The sequence below is a fragment of the Klebsiella sp. R445 genome (assembly GCF_051131755.1).
Taxonomy (GTDB): domain Bacteria; phylum Pseudomonadota; class Gammaproteobacteria; order Enterobacterales; family Enterobacteriaceae; genus Klebsiella; species Klebsiella lignicola.
Genome location: NZ_CP180446.1, coordinates 3,955,834 through 3,978,682, shown reverse-complemented (window position 1 = coordinate 3,978,682; position 22,849 = coordinate 3,955,834). Strand labels below are relative to the sequence as shown.

18 protein-coding genes are annotated in these 22,849 nt (G+C 55.3%); 9 read left to right on the top strand and 9 right to left on the bottom strand.

Annotation, left to right across the window (positions count from 1 at the left end):
* Positions 1 to 452: 452 nt before the first annotated feature.
* Together ACMYSN_RS18695 and ACMYSN_RS18690 are read right to left on the bottom strand one after the other, a co-directional pair.
* On the bottom strand, positions 453 to 848 hold the full coding sequence (locus ACMYSN_RS18695) for a YidB family protein (RefSeq protein ID WP_434583089.1): 396 nt from the start codon (positions 846 to 848) through the stop codon (positions 453 to 455).
* A 49-nt stretch (positions 849 to 897) separates the two neighbouring features.
* Positions 898 to 1,788 carry a LysR substrate-binding domain-containing protein gene (locus tag ACMYSN_RS18690; RefSeq protein WP_462495754.1) on the bottom strand — a complete coding sequence of 297 codons (891 nt, stop codon included), beginning with the start codon at positions 1,786 to 1,788 and terminating at the stop codon, positions 898 to 900.
* Positions 1,789 to 1,887: 99 nt separating this feature from the next.
* Here ACMYSN_RS18690 and ACMYSN_RS18685 point away from each other — a divergent pair, with 99 nt between their 5' ends.
* Together ACMYSN_RS18685 and ACMYSN_RS18680 are read left to right on the top strand one after the other, a co-directional pair.
* A complete protein-coding gene (locus tag ACMYSN_RS18685; protein ID WP_123756486.1) occupies positions 1,888 to 2,490 on the top strand; it encodes a short chain dehydrogenase in 603 nt (200 codons plus the stop codon).
* 760 nt (positions 2,491 to 3,250) lie between these two features.
* On the top strand, positions 3,251 to 4,654 hold the full coding sequence (locus ACMYSN_RS18680; RefSeq protein ID WP_462495753.1) for a purine-cytosine permease family protein: 1,404 nt from the start codon (positions 3,251 to 3,253) through the stop codon (positions 4,652 to 4,654).
* Positions 4,655 to 4,833: 179 nt separating this feature from the next.
* Here ACMYSN_RS18680 and argE read toward each other — a convergent pair whose 3' ends face one another.
* The 5 genes from argE to ACMYSN_RS18655 all read right to left on the bottom strand — a co-directional run bounded on the left by argE (position 4,834) and on the right by ACMYSN_RS18655 (position 9,625).
* Positions 4,834 to 5,985 (bottom strand): acetylornithine deacetylase, encoded by a 1,152-nt coding sequence (gene argE, locus ACMYSN_RS18675; protein ID WP_462495752.1) that lies wholly within the window; start codon positions 5,983 to 5,985, stop codon positions 4,834 to 4,836.
* Positions 5,978 to 6,652 carry a DUF1028 domain-containing protein gene (locus ACMYSN_RS18670; RefSeq protein ID WP_462495751.1) on the bottom strand — a complete coding sequence of 225 codons (675 nt, stop codon included), beginning with the start codon at positions 6,650 to 6,652 and terminating at the stop codon, positions 5,978 to 5,980. The genes argE and ACMYSN_RS18670 overlap by 8 nt, the downstream gene beginning before the upstream one ends.
* 9 nt (positions 6,653 to 6,661) lie before the next feature.
* A complete protein-coding gene (locus ACMYSN_RS18665) occupies positions 6,662 to 7,084 on the bottom strand; it encodes a RidA family protein (RefSeq protein WP_123756482.1) in 423 nt (140 codons plus the stop codon).
* Between the two features lie 29 nt (positions 7,085 to 7,113).
* Positions 7,114 to 8,379 (bottom strand): flavin-containing monooxygenase, encoded by a 1,266-nt coding sequence (locus tag ACMYSN_RS18660; protein WP_462495750.1) that lies wholly within the window; start codon positions 8,377 to 8,379, stop codon positions 7,114 to 7,116.
* Positions 8,380 to 8,695: 316 nt separating this feature from the next.
* A complete protein-coding gene (locus tag ACMYSN_RS18655) occupies positions 8,696 to 9,625 on the bottom strand; it encodes a LysR substrate-binding domain-containing protein (RefSeq protein ID WP_462495749.1) in 930 nt (309 codons plus the stop codon).
* A gap of 531 nt (positions 9,626 to 10,156) precedes the next feature.
* On the opposite strand from ACMYSN_RS18655, the gene ACMYSN_RS18650 reads away from it, so the two are divergent.
* From ACMYSN_RS18650 to ACMYSN_RS18620, 7 genes are all read left to right on the top strand, one after another.
* On the top strand, positions 10,157 to 11,647 hold the full coding sequence (locus ACMYSN_RS18650; RefSeq protein WP_462495748.1) for an aldehyde dehydrogenase: 1,491 nt from the start codon (positions 10,157 to 10,159) through the stop codon (positions 11,645 to 11,647).
* A 48-nt stretch (positions 11,648 to 11,695) separates the two neighbouring features.
* The gene (locus ACMYSN_RS18645; protein WP_123756478.1) at positions 11,696 to 13,078 is read left to right on the top strand and encodes an aspartate aminotransferase family protein; all 1,383 of its coding nucleotides are present in this window, start codon (positions 11,696 to 11,698) and stop codon (positions 13,076 to 13,078) included.
* Positions 13,079 to 13,388: 310 nt separating this feature from the next.
* Complete coding sequence (locus ACMYSN_RS18640) at positions 13,389 to 14,405, top strand: HlyD family secretion protein (protein ID WP_462495747.1); 1,017 nt, start codon at positions 13,389 to 13,391, stop codon at positions 14,403 to 14,405.
* A 9-nt stretch (positions 14,406 to 14,414) separates the two neighbouring features.
* The gene (locus ACMYSN_RS18635) at positions 14,415 to 15,944 is read left to right on the top strand and encodes an efflux MFS transporter permease (protein ID WP_462495746.1); all 1,530 of its coding nucleotides are present in this window, start codon (positions 14,415 to 14,417) and stop codon (positions 15,942 to 15,944) included.
* Positions 15,945 to 16,070: 126 nt separating this feature from the next.
* Positions 16,071 to 16,871 (top strand): hypothetical protein, encoded by an 801-nt coding sequence (locus ACMYSN_RS18630; protein ID WP_462495745.1) that lies wholly within the window; start codon positions 16,071 to 16,073, stop codon positions 16,869 to 16,871.
* A 315-nt stretch (positions 16,872 to 17,186) separates the two neighbouring features.
* A complete protein-coding gene (locus tag ACMYSN_RS18625; protein WP_462495744.1) occupies positions 17,187 to 19,106 on the top strand; it encodes a tyrosine-protein phosphatase in 1,920 nt (639 codons plus the stop codon).
* Positions 19,107 to 19,276: 170 nt separating this feature from the next.
* Complete coding sequence (locus ACMYSN_RS18620; protein ID WP_462495743.1) at positions 19,277 to 19,462, top strand: hypothetical protein; 186 nt, start codon at positions 19,277 to 19,279, stop codon at positions 19,460 to 19,462.
* A gap of 166 nt (positions 19,463 to 19,628) precedes the next feature.
* On the opposite strand, the gene ACMYSN_RS18615 is transcribed toward ACMYSN_RS18620, so the two are convergent.
* Together ACMYSN_RS18615 and gss are read right to left on the bottom strand one after the other, a co-directional pair.
* Positions 19,629 to 20,810, bottom strand: coding sequence for an aminotransferase-like domain-containing protein (locus tag ACMYSN_RS18615; protein WP_462495742.1), 1,182 nt, complete (start codon positions 20,808 to 20,810; stop codon positions 19,629 to 19,631).
* Between the two features lie 116 nt (positions 20,811 to 20,926).
* Entirely contained in the window at positions 20,927 to 22,798 is a 1,872-nt protein-coding gene (gene gss / locus ACMYSN_RS18610; RefSeq protein ID WP_462495741.1) for a bifunctional glutathionylspermidine amidase/synthetase, read from the bottom strand.
* Between the last annotated feature and the right edge of the window lie 51 nt (positions 22,799 to 22,849).

Genomic DNA, 22,849 nt, shown 5'->3' with positions numbered 1-22,849 from the left:
ACTTAACGCATTAAAGGTATCGACACACTGAGCTTGTGTGTCTGGTTCTGTTTTATTGCCTGTCTCCTGATAACAGGATCGGTGTTGTTGAATAAATAGAGATTGCTGCGGCACCATAAAAACGGCTGACTTCATCTACTTAAAATCAATGTGCTACGTGGATGTGGTCCGGCGGTAAATGGTCAGACTGAGCGATGCTGATGTTATGTTACCGATTTAGCGCCGCTATGTGTGGGCCCCGAACCGTTATGTGTGAACCTAACTCCACACATAACGAAACCCCTCCCCTTAACCAACGAGTTTTCGTGATAATCCTCACAAAGCCAAGGTGATTATTGTGGGGGTCTTCGTGGGTCTCTGCTTACGAGAAAAACTAATAAAGACAATAAAAAAACAACATGTTAACCAGCGGATTCAATTCTTTGTGTCACACCGCTCACCCCGCCCCATCCTTAGCCGAACAGCTTACCTTTTAGCAGGTTCATGCCTTCTGACAGCAGGTCCTGCTGGGCAGGCTCCTCGCCGTTGGGTGATAAGCCATCAACGATTTTAGGCAGATACTCAGAAATCACCGACGATGCTGTTTGCGGATCGATCCCCAGCTTATCGCTCAGATCCTGCAGCGCGGAGGATCCTAACGCCGACGACACCTGATCGCTGGAAACCGGCAAGTTGTTCTGCTGGCCGATCCACGATTCGACGATCTCTCCCAGCCCGCCGCTGCGCAATTTCTCCAGTACCCCCTGAATACCGCCCTGCTGCTGGATCCAGCTCATAATGGCCTGTAGCTGCTCCGCTTTACCGGCCTGCCCACCCAGCATGCCGCCAATCTGATCAAGTAACCCCATAACAGACTCCGTGAACTGTGTCGTGAATGAATGACGGGATAAGCGTAGTTCATAAATCACGTTCCGACGCGGTCATCACGTGCTGCACAAAGCGGGTCAGCTTCGGCAGCGGGCGCAGATCCTGACGCCACAGCAAATGGACCGGTCGTGACTGAGGCGTGTAGGCGTCCAGTACCCGCACCAGTTTGCCGCTGGCAAGCGCCTCGCTTAGCAGGACTTCCGGCTGTAATAGCAACCCGGCACCGGCGATGGCCGCCATTCGCAGGCCGTGCCCGTCATTGCAGCGCAGCACCGCATCACGCTTCCAGCGCACCGCATCCTGTTCGCCCGGCAATATCCACTCGTTGCGCTCGGTCCATACCGTATGGGACAGACAGCGATGACTGGCCAAATCCGCCGGGGTGAGCGGCGTACCGTAGCGGGCCAGATAATCGGGAGCGGCGCAGATCACCATGCGGTATGGGCAGAGATATTTCGCCACCAGATCGCTGTTGTGAATATCGCCGATACGGATCGCCAGATCGATGCCTTCATCCACCAGATCGACCCTCCGGTTGGTCAGATCCAGCTCGATGCGTACATCCGGCCAGCGCTGCAAAAAGCTAGCGGTGAGCGGCGCGATCACACAGGCGCCAAAGGAGGTTGGCGCGCTGATACGCAACGTCCCGGCGGGCGCCAGCCGCAACCGTTCGACCGAGCGTTCGGCAATCGCGACCTGTTCCACGACTCGCCTGGCTTCCTCATAATAGACCCGCCCGGCGTCGGTCAGGCTCTGACGGCGGGTATTGCGCTCAAGCAACCGGGTACCGAGCTGGCGCTCGATATTGGCGATATATTTCCCGACCATCACCGCCGACATCTCCAGCCGTGATGCCGCATCGGTGAAGCTGCCGCATTCCACCACGGCGATGAGTATCTCCATTCCGCGCAGCTTATCCATATTACAAACCTCTGGTTAGTAATTATCTAACTTTTAGCCAGTTTATCCGATTCCTGTTTCATTAAAGAATAGAAGCTCACCACAGATAAGGAGCCAGCCATGAAAATCATCGTTATCGGAGCCAGCGGTACCATCGGACAGGCGGTCAGCGAAGCACTGAGTCACCAACATGACGTGATTCGCGTGGGTCGTACCCACGGCGATTTCCAGGTTGATATCACCTCGCAGTCAAGCGTTGAAGCGCTGTTTGAAAACATCGGCCAGGTCGATGCCATCGTCTCGGCCACCGGCAATCTGTTCTTTGGTCCGCTGGCCAGCATGACCGACCAGGATTTCAATCAAGGTTTGCAGGATAAGCTGCTGGGGCAAATCCGCCTGGCGCTGACCGGGCAGCACTACCTGAATGATGGCGGCTCGATTACTCTGGTCAGCGGGATTGTCGCTCACGAACCGATTGCCCAGGGCGTCAACGCCACCACGGTGAACGCCGGACTGGAAGGGTTTGTCCGCGCCGCCGCCTGCGAACTACCGCGCGGGATCCGCATTAACCTGATAAGCCCCACCGTATTGACGGAATCGCTCGCGACCTATGACAGTTTCTTCCCTGGCTTCGACAGCATTCCCGCCGCAACCGTCGCCAGGGCCTATCGCCGTAGCGTGGAAGGGGTGCAGACCGGGCGGATCTACACCGTCGGCTACTGATTCACACCACCACCGGGAGCGACTACCCTGCCAGATGCTCCCGGTTGACAGGCGGCTTTTACCAGCCCGGTTAAACAACACATGTTTTAAATATTGATCCGCTGCACACTCTCACTAAATAGCGCAGAGTGTGAGCGCATTCGCATTCTTAATTTTCGCTGCCGCTTCCCGCTTCAATTCACCCTATTCAAGAAACAGACTAATTAATTGATTTATTTGAAAATAATAATTCTTATCTTTAAAAATTATGGTGCAGATCCCCACCACAAATTCCCCACAAAATAACCAGGCCTTTTATATCGTGGCTGACAACCAATCATTCCGGACAATTTTCACCGGGTCGGATTTTTATCTGCCTGAAAATAACCTTCCAGCGAGTTAATTATTAAATCGCCTTTTAGATAGCAGAAACCGCTACAAAATGGTTTTTCGGGTTTATTCGCGCCGTTGAATCAGGCGCCAGGACAGAGGTAAAGCATTTTTTTTATATCGACGTTAGACATTTTTAATAATTTCTTAAATGCTGCGAGATTGTGACAATAGTAAACGAAATGTTATGATGAGTAGATTAGCTGTACTCCTCATTGGAATATCCATCTATACCCTAAATAATTCGAGTTGTAGGCAGGCGGCAACGCAGAGAATCCCCGGGAGCTTACTGAAGTAAGTGACTGAGGTGAACAAGTAACGCCAACGCCCATACAACTTGAAGTATGACGGGTATAACGCTGACTTAGCCTCGCAGTGATGAGAGAGCGCCATGACTAAACATCAATCTGTGCCTGTTGAAAATCTTGAAAGTAATACCATAAGACCGATTCCCCTTAATATGCGACACGGTAAACCCAGCGATCTTTTTACCATTTGGTTTGGTTCTAATATTATGCTGCTCACCGTTATTACCGGTGCCATGTCCGTCACTATTTTCCATCTTTCATTTTTCTGGTCAGTGATTGCATTACTTATCGGCAGCCTGGTTGGTGGCCTGTTTATGGCGCTACATTCTGCTCAGGGGCCTAAACTGGGCGTGCCGCAAATGGTGCAAACCAAAGGTCAGTTCGGCTCCTATGGTTCCGTGCTGGTGGTATCGATAGTCGTATTAATGTATATCGGCTTTACCGCCTCGAGCCTGGTATTAGGCGGGCAATCCATGCATGCCATCTATAAACCGATGAACTCAGATATCGGTATTATTGTGGTAGGTGCGCTCAGCTTATTCGCAACCATTTTTGGTTATAAAATCATCCACTCCTACGCCAGAATAATGTCGTGGATTTCAGGGATTGTGCTGGCGGCGGCCTTTTTATGGATCGTCTTTGTGCACGGCCTGCCGGTCGATTTTCTCGCTCGCGGCGGCTTTAACGGCGTCGGCTTCCTCGGGGCCGTCTCCATTGCCGCCCTGTGGCAGCTGGCCTACGCCCCGTATGTCTCTGACTACTCACGCTATATGCCCTACAGCACCAACGACAAGAGCGTGTTTTACGCCAGCTACTTTGGCTGTATTTTAGGCTCTTATCTGCCGATGATCCTCGGGGTGCTGGTCGCAACCTGCATTGGTAATGATGATATTATTCAAGGTATTATCGACCTCACCGGCGGCATGGGTGCGGTAGTGATTGTGGTTCTGGCCTTAGGGATTGCCGCCACCAACTCGATGATGCTGTACTGCGGTGTGCTCTGTACCTTGACCCTGGGCCAGACCTTTATTGATGGCTGGTCGCCGATGGCACGGGCCAGAATCATTACCGCGATCCTGACGATGCTCCTCGAAATCGCGCTGGCAATTTATGGTCAGGAAAACTTCTTATTAATTTATACCAACTTTATTACCGTGCTGCTGTATGTGCTGGTGCCGTGGACCGCTATTAACCTTGTGGATTATTACCTGGTCGCCCACGGTGAATATGATGTTGAATCGTTCTTCAAACGCGATGGCGGCGTCTACGGTTATTTTAATACGACCGCCATCTTCTGTTATTTATTAGGTATTGCGGTAGAAGTGCCGTTTATGTCGACGGCTATTTACACTGGCCCGATTGCGCTGTCAATTGGCGGGGCTGATTTATCCTGGATTATTGGTCTGCTTGTGGTGTCACCTGTCTATTACACGCTCTCGAAAGCGAAAACCGTCAAGAAGATGGCTTTTGCTAAAGAGAAAGCTTAAGCAATACATTCCTTCAGTACTTATTCCTGACTCCGGATACCCTCCGGAGTTTTTTTTGTCCACTGTTTTCCACGACCAGCAGAATATGGCACGCGGAAATATCCCGCGCTAAACGATAAAACGATGGGAAAAAAAAGCGCCCTATAATGGGCGCTTTATCGTCATCATCATCATTATCGTCAGGAGATGGCCATCCAGTGACGCAGGTTATCTAACATCGCCAGGCATTTCTCCAGTTCGGCCAGCGCAATAAATTCATCCGGCTTGTGCCCCTGCTCCATGCTGCCCGGTCCACAGATCATCGTCGCCACGCCCGCTTCGTCAAACAGCCCACCTTCGGTACCAAATGCGACGGTAGCAAAGTCAGCATTTCCCGCCCACTGCGCCAGCCAGCCGGCAAACGCCGACTGCGGGTCGCTCAGCAGGCCTGGATACTGGCTGAGAGGATGGAAGCGAATCGTGGCATCCTCCGCCACCGCACGCATCGCCGGCACCAACTCTTCTTCGGCATAGGCCTGCAGCCCGGCAAGGGTTTCGTCGAGAGAGACATCCGGCAAATGGCGAATTTCAAAATCGAACTGGCAGCGTTCAGGTACGATATTCAGCGCCGCGCCACCGCTAATTAGCCCTACCTGCACCGTGCTGTACGGCGGGTCGAAACGCGCATCCTGGCGCAGCGCCAGCTTTTCACCCAGCACGCCTAAACGGGTCATCAGCTTCGCCGCATACTCAATGGCATTCACCCCTTCCGGGGCATAGGCCGAATGACAGGCCCTGCCGTGAATATGGCAGCGCATCGCTAATTTGCCTTTATGGCCGTATACCGGGCGCATCCCGGTGGGCTCGCCGATAATGCACAGCGCGGGCTTCTCCGTTGATGCTTTCAGGTGGTTGACCAGGCTCCGGACGCCCAGGCAGCCCACCTCCTCATCATACGAGAAGGCGAGATGCAGCGGCATGGTTAATGGCTGGGCGAGAAACGCGGGTACGGAGGCCAGAACGCAGGCGATAAAGCCCTTCATATCGCTGCTGCCACGGCCGTAGCACAGGCCGTCGCGGAGGGTGAGTGCAAAAGGAGGGACCGTCCAGTGCTGCCCGTCAACCGGGACCACGTCGGTATGACCGGAAAGCATCACCCCGCCCGGCCCCGGTGGCCCCAGGCGGGCATAGAGATTCGCCTTTTTGCCCTCCTCGTCAAAAAACAGCCGGGATTCAATGCCAAAACCGCTCAGAAAGCGGTTTATGTAGTCGATCATTGCCAGATTCGATTCGCGACTGGTGGTATCAAAAGCCAGTAGCGTTGCCAGTATCGTTGTCGCCTGATTATTCATCGCCCGGCACTCCGTAACTGGGGGCCTCCCGCGGGTCGAGCGCACGCGTGATATAGGCCTGCATCTGCGGTTCATACGCCTGCCAGAGCGTGGAAAGCTCCCCAATGGGATCGTCATCGCTCCAGTCCACCCGCAGGTCGACCAGTGGCCACGAGTAGTCATCCACCACTTTCACCGCCGCAGAATGCACCGGGCCGGCCTCGCCGCCGCAGGCCAGTCCGGCCTTTAGGGCGGCAATCAGCCGCATCGCCATTTCGCCTTCGCTGCGCTCGAACCCGCTTACCATCGCCTCAACAACCGACGGGCTGGCCAGCATATTGCCGCCGGCGATACAGCTCTGCCCTTCGGTAACGTGGTAAATCCCGAGGGTTTTATCCCCGCTGAACGAAGCGGTTTTGCCGTTGGCATCGATGGCGATAATTTGCCGATAGCGGCTGAAATCATCCTCCGCCAGCGCGCGGCGCAGGGCCTTTTCAGGCTCAACGCCCTGCTCCAGCTGAGCCAGGGCGATCTGCCCCAGCGCCGGTAAAGTAATATTCTGACTGGACACCGCCCCCACGCCGGCCTGGAGCCACGGGCAACGCGCACCAACGGCAATGCTGGAGGAGCTGATGGCGATACCAAACTGCCCGCTCTCCGGGCAATAAGCAGCAATAGAAAAGGTCATGATGGCTCCTTATTTCACGTAGTCATCAGGGATCACGGCAATCACATCGATCTCCATCAGCCACTGCGGCTGCGCCAGCGCGGAGATCACCAGCCCGGTGGAGATCGGGAAGACGCCCTTCAGCCACTTGCCCACTTCCTGATACACCGGCTCGCGGTAGCGCGGGTCAATAATATAGGTGGTGGTTTTCACGATATGCGACAGCTCGCTGCCGGCCTCTTCCAGCAGCTGTTTAACGTTTTTCATCGCCTGCTCGGCCTGGGCTTGCGGGTCGCCCAGCCCTACCAGGTTCCCGGAAAAATCGGTCCCCACCTGACCACGGACATAGACGGTATTGCCGGCGCGAACCGCCTGGCATAAATCGTTATCCAGGCTCTGATTCGGGTAGGTCTCTTTGGTGTTAAACATGCGAATACGGGTATGGGTTGGCATCTTGTTTATCCTGTTCAATGAGCGAAGGTTCAGCGCTGACCGGCGGACTGGTACTGGCTGTATTTGCGTTGGGTGGCGATATGGTCCGCAATGTGTTTTGCGTCATGCCAGACGCCCCAGATAAAGGTTGAGCCACGGCGTGACAACCACGGCAATCCGAGGAAATAGACCCCCGGTTCGCTGGAGACACCGCGCTGATGCTGCGGCCGACGCTGCTCATTGAAAGCGTTGACGTTCAGCCAGCTGTAATCCACCGCATAGCCCGTCGCCCAGATAATGGTGGTGATCCCGGCATCGGCGAGATTCAATGACAGAATCGGTGTCGTCATGCACGACGGGTCGGGTAAAAACTCGCGCGCCTGTGGCTCCGGCGGCAGATCGAGGCCGTTTGCCTCAACGTAGCGATCCGCAGCATCCAGCAGCGCCAGATAGTTTTCATCTCCGCGACGGATGTTGTCACACAGATCCGACTGGAAGGTGGCAGTACCGGATTCAAAGGCTTTGGTCAGCCCCACCAGGGTGATGCCGCGCTGCGCCAGCTGGCGGAAATCGACGGTATGGCCGCCGTGGGCGCCGCTTACCGCGATGGTGACATGCTCTTTCCCCGGCGCGCTGGCAGGCGCGTCCCACATGCCCAACACCCCCAGCCACCAGCAGAAATCACGATCGCGGTAAGCACGTGGTGGACGGTCGTGGGCGCCAACGGACAGATAGACCTGGCGGCCCGCACGTTGCAGTTCGTCGGCAATTTGTACCCCCGAGGAACCTGCCCCGACGACCAGCACCCCACCAGCAGGCAGCTGTTCGGGGTTGTAGTAGCGGGCAGAGTGGATCTGATGGATCTCGCTCTCTTTCGGCGCAATTGCCGGGATCACCGGTTTCTGAAAGGGCCCGGTCGCCGCCACAATGCGCTGCGCTTCAATCACGCCATCGGTGGTTTCGATGGTAAATCCCGGACGCCCGCTGTTGCGCACCGCGCTCTTGACCTCCACCCCGGTACGCACCGGCAGCGCGAATTCCCTGACGTAATCTTCAAAGTATTCCGCAACGCCCTCCTTGGGAATGAAGCTGTCGGGATCTCCCCCCTTAAACTCCATGCCGGGAAAGCGGTCATGCCACGCCGGACCATTAGCCACCAGCGAGTCCCAACGCCCGGTACGCCAGGCTTCCGCAATGCGGTTTTTCTCGATCACCAGATGTGAAATGCCAAGCTTCGTCAGATGCTCGCTCATGGCAATACCGGCCTGGCCCCCGCCCACAATCAGCGTATCAATATTTGTTTTTTCTACGGTCATAACATGTGTCCTTCGAATGGTGTTCAATCGCCAGGAATAAACCACTGCGCAGGACCGAGGTTAATAAACCGTAACAAACAGGTAAATTATTATAAATTTAGAACCTGAGAATAAAATAGTGATGCAGAGCGCAGCACCTTGAATAGACTGGATAAATATAAAAAAACCAGAGGATAGCGAGCCTGAAACCGCTCAATAAAAGTCGTAAAATAAAAATAATGCGCCAACGTTCAGCCAATAAAAAATATATTAAGAGCCTCACTTTTTTATATTTAAGCCGTCTGTTTAAAATAATCAGACGGCTGTCTTTTAGGGGTCAGGCTACCTTTGCCTCGACGTCCGGCGGGCTGAGTACCGCGTGACGGCAATATTCCATAAACAGCTGCGTCGGTTTGGTTGGCTCGCTGCTGCGCAGATGCGCCATGACCAGCGTGGAGTTGGCCATCTCATCCTGAATCTCGACGCAGCGCACCCGCTGGCCATCATAGGTCACGTCCGACACCGGGCGGGTCACCAGCACCGAAAAGCCCAGCCCCTGGCCGACCATACAGCGCACCATTTCAATCGACGGCGAACTATAGGCAACCTGCGGATTGTAGCCTTTGTCTTTGAAGATACTGATAAAATAGTTGCGGCTCGGCACCACATCCAGCAGCACCATCGGCAGGGCATGCAGATCGGCGAGCTTCACCGTCGCCCGCTGCGCCAGCGGATGGTTCACTGGCAGCAGGGCATAAGGTTTCTGCGGTGCGTTGAGGCTCTCCGTCTGGATGGAGGTATCCAGCTCCAGGTCATACAGAAACGCCAGGTCGAAGCGACCGCGATGCAGACCGTGGGCGATTTCATGCTGTTCACCGTCGTAAATTTTAATGGTGATATCCGGATAGATTTTTTTAAACCCGGCAATCAGCGCGGGCAAATAGAGCGGCGCCGCGGTTTCAAAACAGCCAAGCGAAATAATGCCGGAGACCAGTTCGTTATCCGCTTTCGAATTTTGCTCAAACTGATGTGCCAGACGCAGCAGCTCTTTGGCCTTCTCATAAAAACGCTGCCCGCTGGGGGTCATCGACACGCCCTGGGCATGGTGGCGAATAAAAAACTGCTGCTCAAACATATCCTCCAGCGTTTTTACCGCGATGGAGACGGACGGTTGCGCGATGTGCAGCTGTCGGGAGGCTTCGGCAATACTCTCGGCTTCGACAACGGCCACGAAGTATTTCAGCTGTTTCAGGGTGAAGTGGGGCATCGGGGAGTACCTTATTTTTTATTCTCAGAGAGATAAGCTCGTTAGCATTAAACGATGCTCCCCTGCCCCCGCAACCCCGCCAGCGGAAAAAGATCAACAATCCGACACGGGTCTGATTTTTACAAAAAATTAACAGACAGCCACCACACAATGGCACACCGACGACCATCAAGCGGTACCCAACCAGCCCGAAATTAAGGTCTTCGATATTTTTTTATAATCTAAATACATAAAAGACAATATTAAATATTGTCAAAACACGCCTGTGGTAATAATCAAATCCGTGAAGAAAAATAAAATAATCACTTTAAATACAATAAATTAATTACATACCCCAGCAATTAGTGTGAGACTCATCCCCGTCACCGTCACCCCGTGAATCCGCGGTTATTTTCCCGCCAGCGGGACTAACACAGTTTTTTATGGAGGTTACCTAGATTTTTAGTCCTTTCTCGTCGTCCTCCCCTCCTGCATCATGAATTAACAGCAACAAATAAATAACAAACAAGCAACACATTAAGGGAGAGTCGCATGTCTGACAGAAACTTTTGGCAGCATAAATTGCGGGAGCAACGCTTTATCAGCCACGCGATCGTCGATGGCCAACCCTGCTTCGCCCACAGCCGCGCGGTGTGCCCGGCGATCAACCCGGCGACCAATACCGTACTCGCGGAGGTCACCGCGCTGCAGGCGGAAGATATCGACCTTGCGGTGAAATCGGCCCGCGACAGCTTCAACGCCGGCGTCTGGTCCGGGCTGTCGCCACAGGAACGTAAAACCGTGCTGCTCAGGCTCTCCGCGCTGATCCTCGAACACCGTGAAGAGCTGGCGCTGCTGGAGAGTGCCAGCATGGGCAAACCGGTCAACGATGCGCTGAATATCGATATTCCCGGCGCCGCGCACGTCATTGCCTGGTACGCCGAGAGCATCGACAAAATGTACGACGAGGTTGCTCCCACCCGCAAAGGTTCGCTGGCCACCCTCACCCGCGAGCCGGTAGGCGTCGTGGCGGCCATCGTCCCGTGGAACTTTCCGCTCGATCTGGCCTGTTGGAAACTGGGGCCTGCGCTGGCCGCCGGCAACAGCGTGATTCTGAAACCGTCCGAAAACTCACCGTTCTCGGCGCTGCGCCTGGGCGAACTGGCCCTCGAAGCGGGCCTGCCGCCCGGCGTGCTGAACGTGGTCACCGGCCTCGGTACCGAAGCCGGTACCGCGCTTGGGCTGCATCACGACATCGACGTGATCACCTTTACCGGTTCGACCTCCGTCGGTAAGGCCTTTATGGCCTATTCCGCGCAATCCAATCTGAAGCAGGTGTGGCTGGAGTGCGGTGGTAAAAGCGCCAATATCATCTTTGCCGACTGCCAGGATCTCGATCTGGCCGCCGAAAAAGCCGCGTTTGGCATCTGTTTTAACCAGGGCGAGGTCTGCTCCGCCAACTCGCGCCTGCTGGTTGAACGCTCGATCTACGCCGAGTTCATCGCCCAACTGCAGGTAAAAATGCAGGCCTGGGCACCGTCTCACCCGCTCGATCCTCAGGCCAAAATGGGTGCCATGGTCAGCGCCGCCCATGCACAGAAGGTGATCGACGCTATCCGCTGTGCCGAACAGGCGGGTGCTCACGTGCTCACCGGCGGCCATCAGGTTGAGATTGACGGGATTGCCAACTACGTGCAGCCCACCTTGCTGGAAACGGTCAGCGAAGAGATGGCGCTGTGGAAAGAAGAAATTTTCGGCCCGGTGCTGGCGGTCCTGCCTTTTGATGATGAGCAGCAGGCGGTCCATCTGGCCAACAACCATATTTACGCCCTCGCCGCCTCAGTCTGGACGGATGACCTGCATCGTGCGCACCGCGTGGCCGGGCATCTTAACGCCGGAACGGTGTCGGTCAATACCGTCGATGCGCTGGATGTCACGGTGCCATTCGGCGGCAATAAACAGTCTGGCTTTGGTCGGGATCTGTCGCTGCACGCCTTCGACAAATTCACCCAGCTTAAAACCACCTGGTTCCAGTTTCGCTAGCAGGCAGCGGCCATTGCCGCGCGCTGATTCCGCTTAAAGGAGAAAAAAATGATCGATTCCGTTCGCCCGACGCGCTCTACCACCGAGTATCAAAGCGCGGATGCCGCACATCATATCCATGCCTTCCTTGACCAGAAAGCGCTGAATGCCGAAGGGGCGCGCGTGATGGTGCGCGGTGAGCGCCTGCACCTGTGGGACAACGACGGTAACAAATACCTCGATGGTATGTCCGGGCTGTGGTGCACCCAGCTGGGCTACAGCCGCCAGGATCTGGCGGATGCCGCGGCGGCACAGTTCGCCAAACTGCCCTATTACAATATGTTCTTTCACACCACGCACCCCACGGTCATCGAGCTGTCCGAACTGCTGTTCAGCCTGCTGCCCGGCCACTACAGCCATGCCATCTACACCAACTCCGGTTCCGAATCGAATGAAGTGCTGATCCGCACCGTGCGTCGCTACTGGCAGATCCTCGATAAGCCGCAGAAAAAGGTGATGATTGGCCGCTGGAATGGCTATCACGGTTCAACCCTTGCCGCGACCGCCCTCGGCGGCATGAAAGCGATGCACACCATGGGCGGGATGATCCCCGACGTCGCCCACATCGATGAACCCTACTGGTATATGCACGGCGGCGACCTGACGCCGCAGGAGTTCGGGCTGCGCTGCGCCCGCCAGCTGGAAGAGAAAATTCTGGAGCTGGGGGCAGAAAACGTCGCCGGCTTTATCGCCGAGCCGTTCCAGGGCGCCGGGGGAATGGTGTTCCCGCCGGAGAGCTACTGGCCTGAGATTCAACGCATTTGCCGGAAACATGACGTGCTGCTGTGTGCCGACGAAGTCATCGGCGGCTTTGGCCGAACCGGCGAGTGGTTCGCCCATCAATACTTTGGCTTCGAACCGGATACCCTCTCCATTGCCAAAGGACTCACCTCCGGTTACGTGCCAATGGGCGGCCTGGTGTTGAGCAAGCGCATGGCCGACGTGCTGGTCGAGAAAGGTGGTGTGTTCGCCCACGGCCTGACCTACTCCGGCCATCCGGTGGCTGCCGCCGTCGCCATCGCCAACCTCAAAGCGCTGCGGGATGAGCAGTGGGTGACGACGGTGCGTAACGACAGCGGCCCCTATTTACAAAAGACGTTGCGCGAAGTATTTGGCAACCACCCGCTGATCGGTGAAATCCAGGGAGCAGGCCTCGTCGCAGCCCTGCAGTTCGCCGAAGATAAGCAGACCCGCAAACGCTTTGCCAATGAAAACGATCTGGCCTGGCGCTGCCGGACCATCGGCTTTGAGGAAGGCGTGATTATTCGCTCGACCCTGGGACGCATGATCATGGCCCCGGCGCTTATCGCCAGCCACAGCGAGCTGGATGAGCTGGTTGAGAAGACTAAAAAAGCCGTCGACCGCACCGCCCGAGAGATCGGCCTGCTATAACCCCCTGCTTTTCCCCGAGCCCGCTTCACCGCGGGCTCATCACTATTTCCAGGGTCATTTCCCCCGCGCCCGACGTTTATTTTTAAACAGCTAATAGCACGAGGTGCTTAGTTTATAATAAGCGTGCTAATTATATTATCCGTTATCAACGACACCTTGCGGTAGCCGTTCGCCATTCATCAATTATCCCTGCAAGGCACAGATGGTTCACATCGCATGTCATCGCGTGCCATCAACATTCACATACCGGGCATCCTGGGTCGCTCACTATCGGGATATTTAGAGCCTGTTTAATAAAGAGATCGACAATATGAATATTAAAAAGCTGCGTGTAATGCTGTTACTGGTTGTGCCTGCTCTGGGGCTGGCCGCGGGTGGCTGGTATTATTTAGCCAACGGTCGTTACGTCGAAACCGATAATGCGTACGTCAAAGCGGATAAAACCGGCATTAGCGCGGAAGTAGCTGGCCGGGTTGAAAATGTCGCGGTGAAAGAGAACCAGCACGTTAATAAAGGCGACCTGCTGTTTAGCGTCGATCCGAAGCCCTATCAGCTGGCTGTCGCCCAGGCAGAGTCCGATCTGAATACTACCGTTATCGATTTGAACACCATCAAATCGCAATACCAAAGCAAGCTGGCGAATATCGCGGTGTCGCAAAGTCAGCACCAGTATGCCCAGCGTGAGGAAGACCGTCTGCATCGTCTGAACGGGCCTGGCTATGTTTCCGCCTCGGATCTCGATGGCGCCCATCAAAAAACGCTGCTGATGGCGCTGGAAGTCAACATGCTTAAAAAACAGCTGCAGGAAGTGGCCGATAGTTTTGGCGGCGATATTTCAATGCCGGTTGAACAACACCCGCGTTATAAAAAGGCGCTGGCCGAGTTAAATACTGCCAAAAATAATCTGTCGCACGTGCAGGAATATGCCCCGGCCTCCGGCACCATTACCAAAGTGCTGCAGAAAGGCGAATATGTGCAGAACGGAACCACCACCATGTTATTAGTCTCCGATAAGAACTTATATATCGAAGCGAATTTCACGGAAAAAGATCTGGCGCATATCCGCAATAACCAGCAGGCAGAAATTAACGTCGATTACGCCCCAGGGGTGACCTGGCACGGCAAAGTGAGCAGCATTAGCCCGGCGACCGGCGCGGAATACTCGGTGATCCCGGCCGAAAACGCCACCGGCAACTGGGTCAAAGTCACCCAGCGTGTCCCGGTACGTATTCGTCTGCAAACCGACGCCCAACAGCCGCAGCTTCGTGCTGGCCTGAGCGCGGCGATCAAAATCGATACCCAATCTGACGTCAACAGCGCGTCGTAAGGGGGAACCGTGTCTAATGTGATTGCGGCTTTGCCGCCGAAAAACAGCGCCGTTGACCGTCGCCTGCTGATCACCTTTTCGGTGATGCTGGCGACGATCATGCAGGCGCTGGACACCACCATAGCCAACGTTGCCCTGCCCCATATGCAGGGCGCCATGGGGGCCACCCAGGACCAGACTTCGTGGGTACTAACCTCGTATATCGTCGCGGCGGCCATCGCCATGCCGTTGACCGGGTTTATCTCCGCGCGTATCGGACGTAAGCGGCTGTTTGTCATTGCGGTGATTGGCTTTACGGCCGCCTCGATGCTGTGCGGTGCTGCGCAGACGCTCAATCAGATCGTGCTGTTCCGCCTGCTACAGGGGATATTTGGCGCCAGCCTGGTGCCGCTGTCACAATCGGTGATGCTGGACAGCTGGCCACCGGAGAAGCATGGTTCCGCCATGGCCATGTGGGGCATGGGAGTGATGGTCGGTCCGATCCTTGGCCCGGCGCTGGGCGGCTGGTTAACCGAGTATTACAGCTGGCGCTGGGTGTTTTATATCAACATTCCTTTTGGTGTTCTGGCCTGGCTGGGCATTACCACCTTCGTCAGCGAAACCCCCGTCGACCATACGCGGAAGTTTGACCTGCTGGGATTCTTTTTCCTCAGCGTCGCCATCGGCAGCCTGCAGCTGTTTCTCGACCGCGGCGAGTCGAAAGAGTGGTTTTCCAGCGGTGAAATTATTATCGAGGCGGTACTGGCCGCGCTGGCGCTCTATCTGTTCGTGGTGCATATCTTCACCATCAAAAAGCCGTTTATCGACCCGGGGATTTTCCACGATAAAAACTTTGTCGTCGGCCTGCTGTTCAGCTTTGTGGTGGGGACGATCCTGCTGGCAACGATGGCGCTGATGCCGCCGCTGCTGCAAGGCATGATGGGCTATCCGGTAATTGACGTCGGGTTGCTGATGACCCCGCGCGGGTTTGGCACCATGCTAAGCATGATGCTGGTCGGGCGTATCGCGGGCAAGGTCGACATGCGTTACGTGATTAGCGTCGGTATCGTGATCATGGCGTTTTCCCTGTGGATGATGACGCGTTACGCCATGTGGATGAGTCCATGGGATATTATCAGCTCTGGCGTGGTCCAGGGGATTGGGATGGGGTTAACCTTCGTGCCGCTTTCCACGCTGACCTTCTCGACGCTGCCCGCGCAGTATCGTACCGAAGGGACCTCGCTCTATTCGCTGATCCGCAATATCGGCAGCAGTATCGGGATTTCGGTCGTGACCACCTACCTGGCGCAGCAGGTCCAACGTAACCACATGACCTTCTCCGGCTTTATTAATCCGTTCAATAAGGCGTTGCAGCATGATATGCAGTCCGGCGCGTACAACATTCATCATCTGCCGGGGCTGCTGGCCATCAACGGCGAAGTGACGCGTCAGGCAACGGTGCTGGCTTACTATCAGGATTTCCGCCTGATGATGTTCTTGTGTTTTCTACTGTTACCGCTGGTGTTTTTATTTTCTCGGCCATCGGTTAAGAAAAATTAATATATTTAATACCGACGGAAAATTCAAAATTAAATATAAATAGATGCTTTTAAATACCCGACGACCTGTACAGTTGTTGGTTGTAATTTAATTAAGACGTGTTGATCTTCACTCTGGATATTAGTAATGCAAATGAAATACCTCCCCATTATTACCCTGTGCATCGGGCTGTTTTCCGGTGTTCCTTTCGCCAAAGCGGGAGAAGTTAAAACGAACGCTGAAAAATCAGCAGACGATCCGACCAAAGTCACCACCAAAGTCGGGGTCTCCTGGTCAGATAACTATGAGATGAACGACAGCAACGTCTCATTCTCAGGCTCTCTGGCCTTCGATCAGGCCAAGAAACTGAACGTCCGGGTCAATAGCGATGCTTCAGAGTGGCGCGTCGGTGGTTCATGGTTATTTCCGATTGGGATTTTGAATTTCAACTTTGGTAAAAATGAGTTTCCCGATGATTCATCGCAAACCAACTATTCTGTCGGCACCTTTATCCCTCTGAGTTTCTTTGGTATCGAGCCGGCCGGCTTCCAGATCTTCCCGATGGCGGGGTATACCTATAACGATGGCGACCATATGGCGTGTAATACCGATAAACACAAAGCCTGTTCTCAGCCGGGTTTTGACGGCATGCCATCGCCGGCGAACGGTTTTGAATCCACCAATGTGACCGGCAGTAGCGGTTACCTGGGGGCATTCGTGCTGAAGCCACTTAGTGAAAATCTGCGCCTGCTGGGTTTTCTGGCGGGATCCTACGGTTCGAAGAACGATGCCGGCGACAACTACAAAGGCTACTTTGCGGGTATCGGCCTTGGCTATAACCTGACGGAACATAACTCGGTCAAAGTGATGACCTATGTTCAGGATAACAATACCTATCTGGATGAAGCGGACAAGCGCATCCTGCTCGGCTGGCAATATCAGCTGTGATCCTACGGTGGAGGCCACGACAGCCTCCATCACTCCCCCACTATTCCCCCGCAATTACTGCAACAACGAAGGATTAGCTGGCTAACGATTGGATAAAACAACATTCTGCTTTTCCACCGTCAGGACTCCCGTTAAAAATAGCGAGAAATTAAAAAATAGCTCACTATTTTGTTTTTTAAGACCCCAGATATTTCACATAACGGGTTGTTGCGAATCATAAAATCCCAAACAGAAATAATTCTGCAACAATTCACACCTATATTTTCAGGCCTCAACAAAAAGTCAGTTTCACCCCATATATAACTGAGGCTCATTGTGAATCGCTATATTCCTTTTTCTTTGTCTCTGGTCGCCAGCACCCTTTCAGGTGCGCTCTACGCTACGCCGATTAATACCCCAATACTCTCCAGCATTGATAATTTTCGCGATATCGCGGGGACCACCTCGATTTATACCACCAGCCACGATGGCACCATGCGCACCGGGGTGTTTTATCGCGCCAACGCGCTGACGCTCTCTGCAGCGGACCAGGCGACGCTCAGTTCACTGGGGATCAGTGATGTTTATGACTTACGTACCCCCAGCGAAATCGCCAGCGCCCCGGACGTGCTGCCGGACGGCGCCACCTATACCAATATCGACATCATCGGGAGTGGCACCTCCGGCAGCAACATCACCAGCGTGTCCGTCACCAGCGCTGCCGCCGCGAAAGCCATGATGCAGCAGACTAACGTCTCGTTCGTCAGCGATGTGGGAATGCGCGCGCAGTTCACGACCCTGTTTAACGATTTAGCCAGCGCCGATGGCGCCGCCCTGTTTCACTGCACCGCCGGCAAAGACCGGACCGGCTGGACCGCGGCCATGCTGCTGAGCATTGCCGGCGTCGATAGCGCCACCATCATGGAAAACTACCTCGCGACCAATGACTATACCCGCCAGCGGATTGAGGCGACCCTGGCGGCGATGCCACCGGCGATGGCGGCGATCTACGAGCCACTGCTCGGTGTCGATGCCAGCTATCTGCAGGCCGGCCTCGATCAGATCACCCTGCAATACGGCACGGTAGATAATTACCTCAAGGAAGGGCTGGGGCTGTCACAGGAGACTCTCTACGTGCTGCGCGGCAAAATGGTCCACTACGCGCAGCTGCCGGGCCAGAGCGACCTGCGCGGCAACGCCGCCCAGGGCGCAGCGCTGCTGAATGCGCTACAAAATAGCGAGCTGTCAGGCCGCTACACTGCTTACAACAACTACCTGCAATCGGCGATCGATGCCGGGACGCTCGGGGGCGTGGAATCGCAGGTTGGCGGGCAGATTTATGCCGATACCGCCAGCTATCTGCTGCGCAGCGGTTCGCGCCTGGACAAGGCGCTGGCACCGAATACCGACAGCCGCCAGCTGCGGGACGGCGAAGGTAAGCTCTGGCTGACCGCGCTGAACGGCTATCTGGGGACCGACGGTTCTGCCCGTGCCGCCAGCAGCAATGAACACTCTACCGGGACGTTGCTGGGTTATACCCAACGGGTGAACGCGCAGCTCAGCGCTTACGGCACCGTAGGCTATAGCTGGGGCTCGCTGAGCAGCGCCAACGCGGAAGCCGACGCCAACACCACGCTGATAGGGATCGGTACGCGTTACGCCTTCGAGGATCTCGCCCATGGTCCCTTTGCCGCCGCTGACCTTAACGCTGGCTGGGTCGATTACAGCAGCACCCGTCGGCTGAATGGCGGGTTAGGCACCGCCTCCGGCGATACCCACGGTCAGGTGGTGGGCGGTACGCTGCGCCTGGGTTACGTCAGCGCGTTTGAGGCGCTCAGCGTGGAATCCTCCATCGGCACCCGGCTCACCCATCTGCGCATGGATGCCTTCCACGAAAGCGGCAGCGAGCTGGCGCTGGACGTCGATAGCGTGAGTGAAAACAGCAGCAGCGGGCTGGCCGGGGTGAATCTCGCCTTTAACCCGCACAGCCTTGGCAGTTGGACGCTCTCGCCGGCGGTAAATATCGGCTACGAGCACTTCTTCAGCGGCCCGTCGGTCAGCACCGGTGGCCAGGTTTATCGTTATGAGGTGTGGCAGCACTCTGCCTATGATAGCCGTGATATCGTCAATGCCGGGGCCAATATTGGCCTCACCCGCGGAGCGCTGAGCCTGAATCTTGGCGGCCAGGCGGAAGTCGCCAGCGGCGGAGACAGCCACGGCTACAGCGGAAACCTCAGCGTGGCTTACGCTTTTTAACGTACCGGGGCAGGGCGTTAAATGACGTTTTGCCCCGTTCATTTCTCTCGCCGGCTATTTACCTTTGTAATAATAAGGAAATAGTCTATTTCTCACCGCTATCAAAAAAGAGTTGATCTGATATGCACAAGCTCTTACTTTGCTAACCAGTTTTCATACGAGATAAGACGATGCCGACAATAACAGCCAGTAGTATCCAAGAAGCAAAGGAATTAATTCACTGCGGGAATTACCGGGAAATTGTTCTGAATTTTGATATTGATGCTGATGATTTCTTTACCCTCGCGACGTCCCAGAATACGACCAAAGTGACCATGCGCAACACCAACCACCACTCACCGGTAACAGAAAAATAATAAAACACCTCTGAGGGATTCTTTTATGTGGCTCTTTATTGGCACGCTTGCCGTGGCCTTTCTCTCTTCATTAATGCTGATTTGGCTTGATGATCGTATTGCCGAAAGCGATTAAACCGTATTAAAACTCTGCGCCGCCCGGCGGCGCGGAGTTAATGATTCAGACCTACAGCGACTTCGCCAGACGTTCGACGGCGGTCATCAGCCCTTCTTCCGACACCGTAGAATAAGACAGACGCAGCGTGCGGGTGTCCGGATTGTCGTGATAGAACGCTTCACCCGGGACGTATACCACGCCGTTTTCCAGCGTTTTCTGCAGCCATGCCATGGTATCAAACGGATAACGGAAACGGGCCCACAGGAACATACCGCCTTGCGGTCGGCTGAACTCGATGTGCTCTCCGAGACGCGATTCCAACGCATCCGCCAGCGCCACACACTTCTTACGATAATCTTCACGGATCAACGCGATCTGGCTATCCAGCCGGTTCATTGCCAGGTATTCCGCGGTGATCACCTGCGACAGCATATTGGTATGCAGATCCGCCGCCTGCTTGACGATCACCGTCTGGTGCGCCAGCCAGTCCGGCATGACGATCCAGCCGATACGCATCCCCGGCGCGAGGATTTTGGAGAACGTCGAGGTGTAGACCACCTGATCTTCACAGCCCAGTTCCACCGCGTGCTGATACAGCGGACGGCGGACTTCATCGGTAAAGCTGATTTCACCGTAGGGGTCATCTTCGATGATGACAAAATCGTGCTGCTTCGCCAGCTCAACCAGACGGCGGCGGCGATCGTCGCTCAGAGTTTTCCCCCCTGGGTTCCCGAAGGTAGGCACCAGATAGACCGCTTTCACCTGCGTGGTGGCCAGCAGGTCCGCCAGTTGCTCAACCAGCATCCCGTTATCGTCGGTATCCACGCTGAGAATATTGGCCTGCGCCAGCTGGAATACCTGCAACGCCGCCAGATAGGTCGGGCGCTCCACCACGATCGCATCGCACGGATCGAGCAGCGTGCGGGCCACGATATCCAGCGATTGCTGCGAACCGGAGGTGATATAGACGTGGCTGGCCTGGCAGGCAACACCGCGCGCCTGGCACAGTTCGCTCACGGCCTGACGCAGCGGCGGGTAGCCTTCGGTCAGCCCATACTGGAATGCATCGTTGAAGCGCCCGCTCATCACCTGCTGCACCGCCAGATTCAGACCTTCGGTATCAAAAAGTTCCGGAGCCGGAATGCCGCCGCCCAGCGAGATTACGCCGGGGAGCTTACTGTGCTTGAGAAGTTCGCGAACGGCGGAGGGCTTGAGTTCACCCGCGCGGACGGCGAGTCGCCTATCGTGCATGCTATTTTCCTTTTCTGTCTTGTTGTTGTGATGTGTTATCTGTTTCTTACTGCATATTCCCCGGCCGTGCGATGCTGGCCGGGGCTTCAGTACGTATCGTTCAGTCCGGGTTGAGGTTAACGGTTATCGTTGTCGCTCAGCACAATTAACGGCTCGATATCACTCTCTTTTTTGACCACCAGAGAATCATCGCCACGCAGGCAGGTCCCGCCGTAGTTGCCACCCACGGTAAACGTACATACCTGAATGTATTTACCATCCACCTTCGGCAGGCACCATAGCTGCTGGTAAATATTTTTACGATCGACAAACTGCCCGCTGGTTTTATCCAGCACTTCGTCTTTCGGGCCAATCAGGTCGATGTTATTGCCGCAGCGGCCGGAGATCGGTTTCACCGCATAGCCGGTTTTCGCCAGTTCGTCGTTGACCACAAAGTCGGTGTCCAGCAGGTAGCGATGATTCGGGAACAGCGACCACAGCACCGGCAGAATCGCCTTGTTGCCGGGGATCACCGTCCACAGCGGCTCAAACACCAGCACTTCAGGACGCAGCAGGACGTCGATCAGCCGCACCTCATTTTGCGGATGTCCGGTGCGGATCGGCACGGCGGCATACTCATCGGCGCTCACTTCGCGCACCTGTTCGATGGCGGTTTCCCAGGCCCAGGTTTTCCAGACGCAGTTCACCAGCCGTCCGTCGCCATCGATCAGTTGCCCGGCGGCATCCCAGTGCAGTTCATCGAGGCCGAACAGGATCTTGCTTTCAAAACCCGCCTGAGTCAGCGAACGCTGGATAAACTGGGCGTGATAGTTCTCTTCCAGATCCTTGTCCTGCATGATGTGCACGAACGGACGAGCACGGCTGTGCTTCCACGCCCCCGCCAGCTCATCAAGCAGATTTTCCGCCGGATTATGGCCGGTGCCGTAGTAACCCTGCTTCAGCCACTGTTCGAGGATCAGCCCGCCTTCGGTATGGCAGGAGGCGGAGTCGGCGTTGTACTCATAGACCTTCAACCCGCGCTCATCCATACAGAAATCCATGCGGCCGGTAATCATATGATGACGACGACGCTGCCATGAGAGGCGCAAACGCGGCCAGAGGATTTTGGGGATATCAAACAACGCCAGCAGGTTGTCATCTTTCATCACTTTGTCGGTGGCGTGCAGGTACATCAAATGCAGCTCGTTGGTCGCTTTGATCAGCTCCTGCTCGGCGCTTTCGGTGATGGTGAAATACTGGTAGGGATCTTTATTAATGACGTGGCCGTTGGCGGCGACGTAGGCTTTCTGCAGCGAGTCTTTTTCGTTCAGCCAGTGGCCGCGGAACTGGCCTTTGTTCGGCAGTCTTGCGCCGCGGATAGCCATCGCCTCACCCGGCAGCACCGGCTGCGGCAGGCTGTGCTCGGTATCGGCGGTCTGAATCATCCAGCCTAATATTTCGGTATCGGCAAAAGTGTCTTTGATGGTGTAGAGGCCATTTTTCACTTCCAGCGTCAGCTCGCGGGTCCATTGCTGGCCCTGCGGCAGCGGCGTATGGATGACGTTTTGCTCGGCGATTCTGACCTTATTGCCCACCAGCTGTGTGATCACCGCGACGTGGCCGGTATGTTTAAACTCACCACCTTTTTGCCAGATCAGCAGCGATCCAACCATCGGCGGGCGCTGAGAGCCGTTGGCAAAGGCCTGGAGCGGCAGAATATTGTCATTCACCACTTCGCGCAGGAAGCGCAGGGAGAAGATTTCATAGGCCATGCCGACATCGGTAAAGACAAAGCCGTAGGTGAGGAACAAAAAGCGACGCGCGAATTCGACGCACTGCCATTTGTGCCCCATATACTCGCTACCGATATAACTGCGGAACGTCGCGTCATCCGGATAGTCTCGCGGATTTAAGCTGCTGTAATTCGATGAATAGATTGCTACGCCGCCCGGCGCGTAGCCTAACAATGTACCAAAAGGGGCATCACTGCTTGTCGATCCTTTGCTCATTAGCCTGACCTCAAATTAATGCAGCCTGGGCAGTTGGCGGAACAAAACTCC